This window comes from Mycobacterium sp., assembly GCF_049673265.1.
GTDB lineage: Bacteria > Actinomycetota > Actinomycetes > Mycobacteriales > Mycobacteriaceae > Mycobacterium.
The window spans coordinates 1-3,003 of record NZ_JBATXN010000088.1 but is presented as its reverse complement, the minus strand read 5'-3'; the positions used below and the strand labels follow the sequence as shown (position 1 = coordinate 3,003).

At 66.3% G+C, this 3,003-nt stretch carries 2 protein-coding genes; both read right to left on the bottom strand.

The window, feature by feature from the left end:
- Positions 1 to 1,102, bottom strand: a 1,102-nt coding sequence (locus WBF82_RS03090) for a saccharopine dehydrogenase family protein (protein WP_424381633.1), incomplete at its 3' end; no start/stop codon positions are given.
- The coding region (locus tag WBF82_RS03085) for an alpha/beta fold hydrolase (RefSeq protein WP_424381632.1) at positions 1,099 to 3,003 on the bottom strand (1,905 nt) is incomplete at its 5' end. The genes WBF82_RS03085 and WBF82_RS03090, both read right to left, overlap by 4 nt.

Below are 3,003 nucleotides of genomic sequence, written 5' to 3'. Positions count from 1 at the left end.
GCACCGCGGTGGCTTTGTATCCGGGGTCTCCGCGTTGCGCGATGGTGGCGACATAGCGGGCGCCCGAGGTCGTCGTGGTGTACGTCTCCGCTTTGTAAAAGCCGCGCTCGCGAACGGCTTCACTGGGACCGGTGCCGGGTTTGGGCAACACGCGCTCCACGAGTCTGCGCGGCAGCAGCCGGAAGTAGCGGCTGCCCAACCCCGAGACCGCGTTGCCGATCCCGTTGACAACCCCGGACACCACCGGTGCCACGGCCGATGAGCCCACGCTCATGTGTTCGCTGTAGCGGAACTGCCTGCCGTACGCCCAGTCCTGTAATGCATTGCTGCGTCGAACGATTCGAGTATTAGTCGGCGCCATCATGAATCCAGCCGTCCACAATCCGGTTAGCTCCGGCGCGATCTGGCGGCCACGGCGCCATCGCAGGTCGGGCTGGGCGCCCAGTTCGGGTTCTGCGCCGCGGTCGGGGCTCAGCGTGTAGGGATCAGCGAATTGACGGCGCACGTCGGCATCCCTGGACACCGAATCCAGCACTTCCACCATCGATGCCAAGGTGCCGCCGGACAGCCCGCCGGAGAAGGAGCGAACCACGAAGTCGGTGCCGAGTAGCTCGCCGGCGCCGTCTTCGCGTGCCCGGCGGTAAAGCGAGTACACGGTGAGATCCGAAGGGATCGAATCGAATCCGCACGCGTGCACAATGCGTGCGCCGGTGTCGAGCGCGTGCTTGTGGTACAAGTCGATGCTGTCGCGAACGAACGGCGGCTCGCCGGTCAGGTCGGCATAGTCGGTACCCGCCGCCGCGCACGCGGCGACCAACGGCAGACCGTACCGGCTGTAAGGCCCGACAGTCGTGACGACCACTCTGGTCTGCGCGGCCATCGCATCCAGAGTCGACGGCGACGAGGCGTCCGCCACCAGAACCGGCCATGACTGCGCCGATTCCCCCAGTGTTTCGCGGATCGCGAGTAGGCGGTCAGTCGATCGCCCAGCCAGCGCGATCCGTGCGTTTCCGCCGGCCCGGGCCAGGTAATCAGCGGTGAGCTTGCCCACGAAGCCGGTTGCCCCGTACAAGACGATGTCGTATTCGCGCGTCTCGGTCACAGGCGCGACGCTACTCCGAGCATCTCCGGCAACTCGGCGCTCTCCCCCAGCACATGCTCGGCCAGAAAGGCGATCACCACCTGGTACCAGATCTTGGTGTGCTGCGGCGCCTCCACCCAGTGGTTTTCCGACGGGAAGTACAGGAACCGGTGCGGGCTGCCGCCATCCTCGCCGGCCGGCAGCGCCGAGTTGGCAAGCAGCTCGTACCACAGCCGCAGGCCCTCACCGATCGGTACGCGATAGTCCTTGTCGCCGTGGACGACCAGCATCGGCGTGGCAATTCGACCGACGAATTGGTGTGGTGAGTTCGCAGCGGTCATCTCTGGCGTCATCTCACGACGCCAGTAGTAGGCGTGATCGGTTGTCGGGCTGAATTGGTCCAGCGCCCACAGACTGGCATGGGTCACGATCGCGGAGAATCGGTCGGTGTGGCCCGCCATCCAATTGGCCATGTAGCCGCCGAATGAGCCGCCCATCGCGGCGATCCGGGTTGCATCGATGCGTGGATGAGCACACGCCGCATCGGTGGCGACCATCAAATCGTCGAACGGCGGACCTGCCCATGCTCCCCAACCACGCTCGATGAATTCCTGTCCGTAGCCAGTCGACAGCGCCGGATCGGGCAGCAGCACCGCGTAGCCCGTGGCGGCTAGCAGCCACGGATTCCATCGCCATGACCAGCTGTTCCAACTGCCCAGCGGCCCCCCGTGGATCCATAGCAGCAGCGGGGCGGGCGCCGGGTCGTCGGGCAGCACTAACCACGACCGCACGACCGTCCCGTCCGCGGCGGCCGCGCTGACTTCGGTCAAAGTTCCCGGCATCGTTGGCAAGTCGACGCATGCCAGGACGGTGACGACACCATCGGGATCGATCCGAACCGGATGCGGCGGTGCCGCATACGAGCTGCGCAAGGCGTATAACACACCGCCAGGTGCGGCGACGACGTCTGTGTAGGCGAAGTCGTCGTCGGTGAGCTGGGTAACCGTCGATGTCGACAAATCGACAAGGAATACCGGAGCCCGGCCGCCCTGATCGGCCGTGACCACCAGCGCGGTGCCGTCGCATGACCAGGTCAGCGAGATCGCCCGACGATCCCATGCTTGCGCCACCGACCGCGGTTCGCCGCCGAATCGCAGGTATTGCAACGTCATTCGTGGCGCACCGTCGGGAGTGGAAATGGTTTCGCGGGTGTACGCGATCCCCGACCCGTCCGGCGAGATCGCGGGATGTTCGAGTTCGGCGTCGGGATCGTCAGCGATGACGCGGCGTTCGCCCGATGCCACGTCGACCCGCATCAGCACCGAGCGTTCGGTGGGGCCGGGCCCGGCGACCCGCCACGTCGTCACCAGGAATCGACCGTCGGCACTGATGTCGAATTGGGCGGTGTCGAATCCGGCTTCGCGCAGCGCAGCACCGGGCTGTGGCGTCAGATCACGCGGTCCTGTGACGTGGAACAGATGGGGTTCGTCGGGGCCGATGTCTTTGTCCCAGAACCGGACTGGGTAACCGGAGTGCAGGACCGCGTTCACCTTAGAGGCCTTGCGCAGATCGCGCAGCCTTCGGTCGTCGTCGATGTCGCGTGCCGACGGCAACAGCGACGTGCGGATTACTGCGCTCTCGGCGCCGCGCGCGGTGCGGACGACACTAACGCCGCCGGGCATGCTCAGCACCTCGACGGCCTCACCGCCGTCCGTGGGCAGCCGCCACAGCGAGCCCGGTGGTTTGTCGGTGTCAGCGTTCTCGGCGGTCGGCCGCGACGAAATGAACAACAGGTCGCCGTCGGCGGTGAACGCCGGTGCCGACTCACCGTTCGAGCCACGGGTAAGGCGGCGTGCGGGTCTTGTGCCGGTGGGATCGATTTCCCAGACGGCGCTGACGTACTCGGCGCGCTTGTCGTTGAG